Below are 8332 nucleotides of genomic sequence, written 5' to 3' on the forward strand. Positions count from 1 at the left end.
ACTGTGATAAGTGGAGTGTCTGTCTTGGTTATTACTTATCCTTGGTTATTTACTTATCTCCATGCTATTAGGTTCTGGAAATGCCAATTTCTGTTATTGTAAGAAAGTGGAAAAATCTTTAAAAGAGCTGCTTTTATTTGTAAGAGACAAACACTGCTACAAATAGCTTTTTAATGAACAAAAATTTTCTTTGTAGATCATAACTGAAACGATCACCCCCCCCGAAAGCTCATATTAACAAATATTAAAGCATTACATAAGATTAATGAAAAAAATTATTAAAACTAGCAAGCAGGTAGTGTTGGGAAAAGTTCAGTCCATCCTTTAAGAGAGGCGATTGTGGAAGATACTAAAAACAAAATTTATTTCTACTATTTATTTCTACTTTAGGTGAATGAATTTGAAGCTCTTTCGGTCACGATCTTAAACCTCAAATTACCAGATAGGTTAATTATTATGAAATCATTTAAAATTCATAAAAAAATGAAAATGTGGATCTAAATAATATAAGTAATTATAGTCACTAGATATTCAATAAAAATTAAACGCTTATTTATTATTTAGTTTGTAATTGAAAATGCTCTTCTTCTAGGTATTGCTCTATTCAATTAAATTAGATACTCAAAAAGTACTCACCAGATCTAGGATAAATAGGATTAAAAATGATCATCCTTAGTGGAGGAAAAAATCTAATTACGGTGAATACTGTGTATTACAAGCAGTGAGCGCTTCAAGAATTGTTGATGAAGAGTACTTTTAGAACAGATCAAGTAAAAACCGTGAAAGAATTACAATAAGAGATAGAAAAACTTCTGATGGTTTCTGATGAAATCAATGATATGTCTACATTAACTAGAATTGAAGTTGATTTTGCCATTGGAATTGTGAATAAATGTAGTAATGGAAAGTATTATTAATATACCTTTAATTAGTGCATTAATCCTAGGTGTTTTGTGATGTCATTCTAATCTTTAATGTCTAAGATCTAAGGGCGGTGAAATTACACAACATGCAATAAAATTTATTTGGTGCATTTATTTTGATAATATCGTAATAATATTCTTATTGTGGCAGGTATTTTTACTTACTTGTTGTGAGATAATTATTCAGCTCTATTATAGGGAGAGCTAACCATAAAATTATCTTCTATGACTATGAAAGGTTATAAGGGTTAATAGCTAATCTTTTATGTTTTTTTGGAAAAAAATAGCTTATTGATTTTGTAATTTATCTAGAATTACATTTGATTATATTTATTATTTAGTGGTTTTGGATAAAAAAACTAGCCTGTAGTAGCCTGTATTTTAGATCAGTTGAATCATGATTGATTTAGTATAAATCCAACAATATAAAAAACAACAATATAAAAAACATTATTTAGATGGATTATATACATGTAGTCAAAAGTTCGTGATTATGAGCTAGATAGTCTAAGAAATTCTTAAATAGGCTTACGCCATTTTTTTCGATTATTTTAAGTGATGTTGTAGTAATGATTATTTATTATGTTCAGTGGATATTAATTTATATATATGCTATTTAAAAGGCTATAATTTAATAATAATGGCTAGGTTAAAAAAAGTCCGATCCATTATTATGTATGCGTACAGTTTAAAGCATAGGAGGAATTTTATTTTTCTTGATGCAATAGAGACTTACAATAAAAAAAGATTATAAATTATATAAGACATCAAGAAATTTATTGAAATAAAAAAATTACTTGCAAACGTATCTATTTCTATTGCTTGCTTGTGTAGATTAAAAAATAATAAGCTTATATACCTGCCTTCTGACTTTATATGCCTGACCTTTTAAAGTAGTAACTTCCTTCTCAGGAAAATATCAATATAAAGACTTTAAAAATTTCTCTAATGATTGTGATTTCTCTAATGATTACGATTAAATTAAGAGCTTCGCTGTGTTTATGTGAGTATGCTACTATCCACCCATTGAAAAATAATAAAGTTGATGACTATCATTTCACAAAAATTCATTCGTAATTTCTCGATTATCGCACACATTGATCATGGTAAATCAACCTTGGCCGATAGATTTATTCAGATTTGTGGTGGATTAATGGAGCGCGAGATGAAAGCTCAAGTTCTTGATTCTATGGATATTGAACGGGAACGGGGAATCACGATTAAGGCTCAGATCGTTACTTTGACTTACCAATCCCAAGATGGGCATACCTATCAATTAAATTTTATTGATACTCCGGGGCATGTGGATTTTGCTTATGAAGTCTCTCGATCATTAGCAGCTTGTGAAGGTGCTTTATTAGTGGTAGATGCTTCTCAAGGTGTAGAAGCACAAACAGTAGCTATTTGTGATGAGGCTATCGAACAAGGACTCCTAGTATTGCCAGTGTTAAATAAAATTGATTTACCACAAGCAGATCCTAAGCATGCCATTCAAGAAATTGAAGACGTTATTGGTATTGAGGCACATGACGCCATTTGGGTAAGTGCTAAAGAAGGTCTTGGAGTCAAAGAGCTATTAGAGCAACTTATCGTCACTCTTCCTCCACCAGTTGGTGATCCCGAAATGCCATTACAAGCTTTGATTATTGATTCCTGGTTTGATAGCTATTTGGGAGTGGTTTCTTTAGTGCGAATTAAAGCAGGCACTTTACGAAAGGGAGATCAGATTAAAGTCATGTCGACGGGTAAAAATTACTATGTCGATCAGGTTGGTTATTTCACACCTAAACGTCAAGAATTAGAAGCTTTAAGTGTTGGTAAGGTAGGGTTTGTGGTTGCTGGGATTAAAGATATTTTTGGTGCTCCCGTAGGGGATACCTTGACGCACACTAAAGAGCCTGCAAAAATACCTTTGCCCGGTTTTCAAAAAGTTAAGCCTCAAGTTTTTGCTGGTTTATTTCCCATTCAATCAGACCAGTATAAAGCATTTCGAGAAGCTCTTTTTAAATTGCATTTGAATGATGCAGCTTTATTTTATGAACCAGAATTTTCAGATGCCTTGGGATTTGGATTTCGTTGTGGTTTTCTTGGGATGCTCCATATAGAAATTGTCCAGGAACGTTTAGAGCGTGAATATAATCTCAAATTAATTACTACAGCGCCCACGGTGAATTATCAAGTTGTGACGAAGCAAGATGAGATTTTATATATTGATAATCCTAGTCAATTACCTGAAGTTAGTAAAATTGCTGAAATTCGTGAACCTATTGCGGTTATAAATATATTGGTACCACCTAAGTTTTTAGGTGCGGTAATCAGCTTATCCATAGAAAAACGGGGAGTTCAAAAAAAACTATTGTATCTCAGTGAAAAAATATTAATCACTTACGAAATTCCTTTGAGTGAGGTAGTATTGGATTTCTTTAATCGCTTGAAGTCTGTGAGTCGGGGATATGCTTCGTTAGATTGTAGTTTCAACCACTTCCAAAAAGCGGATCTAGTAAAATTAGAGATCTTAATCGGTGGTAAAACTGTGGATACTTTAACCACTATTGTGCATAAAGATCAAGCTTATTCACGAGGACGTGAATTAACAAAACGATTAAAAGATTTAATTCCAAGACAAATGTTTGAAGTAGCTATTCAGGCTGCAATCGGTGCTAAAATCATTGCACATACCTCTGTGAAGGCGTTTCGCAAAAACGTGACAGGTAAATGTTATGGAGGAGACGTAACACGAAAACGAAAACTTTTGGAAAAACAGAAAGCCGGTAAAAAACGTATGAAACAAGTAGGTAAAGTAGCTATTCCTCAAGAAGCATTTTTATCTATTTTAAAAATCAAAAATGATACTTAATTTTACTTTTTATTGAACTATTATGATAGTGGTGACTAGAATAATTGCTCTTGTAAATTGGCTTTTCATTTAAAAACACCACATTCGAAACATTAAATCTTTTTTATTGTTGAATACAGCTAAGTTTTTTCCCGTTTTGTTAAATTGTTTAGAGAGTCTAAACTTTTATTATTCAATACCTTATCACGTACCTACCACATCACTTCAGTAGAACTTACTATGATTGTTATGCTAGGTGAATTTCATAGTGGTGGAACAAAATTCGCTTATAAAGTTTGTTTGTGCATTCTTAATAAAAAAATTGTACCTAATTGGTGAGCCAATTAAAATAATAAGATAAAATAGTTTTATTGTATTAGCCTGAAAATTCCTCAATTTTTCGTTAAAAGTGTGTTATTAGATTACCTGATGATCATATCATTTATAAAAACAAAGAAGTTTATATGGATAGTAAGAAACACAGTTGAAAATTGTTCTATACCATGAATAATAGAAACTCATGAAGTTATTAAAGAGTCTTATATTTAATTAAGGAAAAGAGTTTAACGATATTAAACATAAAATCTATCTCCAATCACTATTGGAAAAATCAAAAATTACGATTTAGTTTCTCTCCTATGGAACATTATTTTATGATGGGTGATATAACCAAGATAACAGTGATTAGAAATTCAGGTCAATGGGGGTGTTTGTTGTTATAGGAGAAAACAATTTAATTGGTAAAGCGTTTAAAATTTGGCTATGTTGGGATTCTTTAAATAAATTCATTCACTGAAAATGTATTGAACATAGTTTGTAATTAGTAATTTTGCTTTTATTACTAGGGAAATTTAATGAGTAAATTTAATGAGTTGATGCAACATTTAGGACACCAATTTAATAATATTGGACTGTTACAAACGGCATTAAGTCACCGTAGTATGGGGCCTTATAATAACGAACGTTTAGAATTTTTGGGAGATTCTGTTTTGGGGTTTATTATTACATCAGAATTATATCAGCGTCATCCTCAAGCGCGGGAAGGAGAATTAAGTCGAATGCGTGCTGCTGTTGTTAACGGAGAAGTATTAGCACAATTATCAATCTATTTAGGGATAAATGATAATTTACGTTTGGGAGTGGGTGAACGTAAACGTGGGGGTATGATGCGACTATCAATTTTGGCAAATGCTTTGGAGGCGGTAGTTGGTGCCATTTATCTTGATGCTGGATTAGAAAAATGCCGTCGTTGCTTGTTAGATTGGTACGGAAAGCGGGTGGATGACTTATCGACATTAACCCCCAAAAAAGATCCTAAATCTCGCCTACAAGAATGGTTACAAGCTCGAAAACTATCCCTTCCAACTTATGAGGTTCAGGTGAGCGGAGAAGCGCATGCTCAAATCTTTAAGGCCATTTGTTATGTTAAAAGTTTACCTTATAAAACAGAGGGTATTAGTAGTACACGTCAACGAGCAGAACAAATTACTGCTTTACGTTTTCTGGAATTGATAGATGAATAAGAATGTTACTTATTATTGCGGTTATGTGACTATTATTGGTCGCCCTAATGTGGGTAAATCCTCATTACTAAACCAAATTTTAGGGTATAAATTAAGTATTACCTCGCGAAAGCTTCAAACTACTCGATATCGAATCTTAGGTATTAAGACCTTTAAAAATATTCAAATTCTTTATGTTGATACACCAGGTTTGCATTTCGATACTTCTCGAATGATAAACCGTTATATGAATCGTATTGCTTGGGAAGCATTTCAGAAGGTTAATCTTATTCTTTTTGTTATCGAGCCTCATTGGGATGAACATGATACTTGGGTGTTAAAACAGATTCAAAATATTGAGATACCGGTTTTTCTAATTATTAATAAAATAGATCAAATCAAGCTCCATTCAAAATTATTGCCTTTAATTAAGAAAGTTTCTTCTTTCTATACGTTTAAAGAAATTATTCCTTTCTCTGCAAAAACTGGTGATCACATAGAAATTTTAGAGCAAAAAATTAATGATCAAATACCAGAGTCTTGTTTTCATTTTCCACCTCAACAAGTTACCGATGCTAGCGATCAGTTCCTAGCAGCTGAAATCATTCGTGAAAAACTTATGCGGTCATTGGGTCAAGAAATTCCTTATTCGTTGGCGGTTAGACTGGTAATGTTCCAACGGGAAAAAAAAATTATTCGTATTTCAGCTGTAATTTGGATAGAACGAAAAGGACAAAAGAGAATTGTGATAGGGAAAAACGGAGAGCGACTTAAAAAAATTGGTACAATCATGCGTATTGATATGGAAAAGTTATTTAACCAAAAAGTTTTTTTACAATTATTTTCTTTTTCTATGAAATTGAAAAAGTACTCATAGCCTCTCGAATTTTCTGCATAGCGTTTTTTTCGAGTTGACGAATACGTTCCGCCGAAACTGCATATTGTTCTGCTAATTCATTTAAAGTAAGTTTTGTTTCATTCAACCAACGTTTATAAAGAATATTTCGGCTACGTTCATCCAAAATCTGAAGCGCCTTATGAAGGCGGTGTTCTTGATCTTCTGACCAATTACTTCTCTCTAATTGTATAGCGGGATTATAACGTTTATCTTCCAGATAACGGGCTGGTGGTGCATTCCCCCCCCAAGTTATATTTCCAGCATCACCCTCATCATCAATACCTTCAAAAGCTTCATCGTGGCTATTTAGCCTTTCCTCCATTTGTCGCACATCTTTGGCATTTAGGTTGAGCTCTTCAGCTAAAGTAGCTACCTCGTAGTCACTAAACCAAAATCGTTTTTTTGCATGTTTACGCAGATTAAAAAAGAGTTTTCTTTGTGCTTTGGTGGTGGCAATTTTAACAATACGCCAATTTTTAAGAATAAATTCATGTATTTCTGCACGAATCCAATGAACAGCAAAGGATACTAATCGAACACCTATTCTAGGGTCAAATCGTTTAACGGCCTTCATCAAGCCGATGTTCCCTTCTTGAATTAAGTCTGCTTGAGATAAACCATAACCCGAATACCCTCGGGCAATCCGAACAACAAATCTTAGGTGGGAAAGAATGAGCTTTCTAGCTGATTCAAGATTATTATTTTGACGAAATTGAGTAGCGAGTTCGTGTTCTTCCTTAGCGCTTAGCATAGGAATTCGATTGACCCAGCTAATATAGCTACCTAAACTTCCAATCGATAATGACTGTTCTTCTACTTGCGTTAGAAAGTGGCTCATATTTTATTTTATTTAAAATTTAAAAACTTGATATATTTTTGAGAATGCTTATTTTAACATTGTTTCCAGGTCAGTGCTATGGTTCTTTCGTAATTTTAGAGAGTTGTTCTCATTATCTAATTTTATATTGCTATAGATTAAGAATGATCATGGATATAAAAAAATCATGAGATTAACATAAGTTAATATACATAATTAGAGTTAATATACATAATTAGTAATTGAAAAAAGTTTAAATTAGCATTTAGTTAAATATTCCTGTACTAACTATATTAGTTACTGTACTAACTATATTAGTCTATAAAATAAATTATAAAATTAGTCTATAAAATAGGTTATAAAAAGCATTTACTAGTGATAGTATTGAAAATAAATACTGAAAGTTTTTTAAAAAAACAGGATAGAGAAAAATACGATTCATGTCGCGTTCTTATAATTTCATTACACGATGATTAATTTTCTTGAGTAGGCTATAGAGTAGGATGTGGTCTTATCCAACTCCCCGTATTATCTGCGATGGCAAGTAATGTTTAGAATAGTGTGTGGATATATTGGCTACACAACTAATCAAAGAACTTATTGCGTACTATACTTTAGAAAGTTAAACGCTATATGGTAAAAATAAGATTTATATTAAAAAAAGGGATCAAGTGTTATCAAGTTACTCAGATTAGTTTGACTTTTCTTGCTATTATTTGAAATAATAGAGATTAAATGCAATAAAATATCTTAAAAAATTTAGTTATTCAAGGTGATAGTATAAAAAATAGCTCTTTATCTTTAGTAAAAGTTCGATCAATTTCTATCGATATAAGAAATTTAGTTTTTAAGTCTGTTCTTTAAGAAGGCTCCTTGTGAAGACGAGACAGAGGATGATCAAGAAACGTGTGAAGAAGTATAAAAGAGGCTTATAAAAATAAGCTTTTTAACTAAGTACGTAGTAAATGCAAAGAACATTTTCAAATAGAGTTGAGTTAGATTAGTAAATTTGAACATAGTCTCTTAAAGTCTCAATCTTAGAAAGATTTTCAGTTCCTTTTAGAGGGTGATACCTTATGAGACAGGATCCCGTAGAGACTTATCAAAACAAAAAATTAAACAAAGTATTTCTCACAGAAATGGAGTACCTTTCGGACACTTATTTAAGACAGGCTTATTGTGTAAATAAGCTGTCAAATATTCAATAGAAGAGAATAACTCTACCCGCCAAAATTACATCAATATCAATATAATAAGCTATACGAATTAATAATAAACTACTAAATAAGCTATAAAATACAACCACAATTAAGCAACGAACCAAAGACGGTGAATGAGGAGAGGCCACCGTGGCTG

At 32.0% G+C, this 8332-nt stretch carries 4 protein-coding genes; 3 read left to right on the forward strand and 1 reads right to left on the reverse strand.

What is annotated here, in order from left to right:
• The first annotated feature begins 1968 nt into the window (after window positions 1-1968).
• From lepA to era, 3 genes are all read left to right on the forward strand, one after another.
• On the forward strand, window positions 1969-3780 hold the full coding sequence (gene lepA / locus CLERM_RS02685) for a translation elongation factor 4 (protein ID WP_102157057.1): 1812 nt from the start codon (window positions 1969-1971) through the stop codon (window positions 3778-3780).
• Window positions 3781-4613: 833 nt separating this feature from the next.
• Window positions 4614-5282 carry a ribonuclease III gene (gene rnc, locus CLERM_RS02690; protein WP_102157058.1) on the forward strand — a complete coding sequence of 223 codons (669 nt, stop codon included), beginning with the start codon at window positions 4614-4616 and terminating at the stop codon, window positions 5280-5282.
• Window positions 5275-6138 (forward strand): GTPase Era, encoded by an 864-nt coding sequence (gene era / locus CLERM_RS02695; RefSeq protein WP_102157059.1) that lies wholly within the window; start codon window positions 5275-5277, stop codon window positions 6136-6138. Before rnc ends, era begins: the two co-directional genes overlap by 8 nt.
• Here era and rpoH read toward each other — a convergent pair.
• A complete protein-coding gene (gene rpoH / locus CLERM_RS02700) occupies window positions 6113-6997 on the reverse strand; it encodes an RNA polymerase sigma factor RpoH (RefSeq protein ID WP_102157060.1) in 885 nt (294 codons plus the stop codon). The genes era and rpoH overlap by 26 nt on opposite strands.
• Window positions 6998-8332 lie beyond the last annotated feature (1335 nt).

It is taken from the genome of Coxiella-like endosymbiont, from assembly GCF_002871095.1.
GTDB lineage: Bacteria > Pseudomonadota > Gammaproteobacteria > Coxiellales > Coxiellaceae > Coxiella.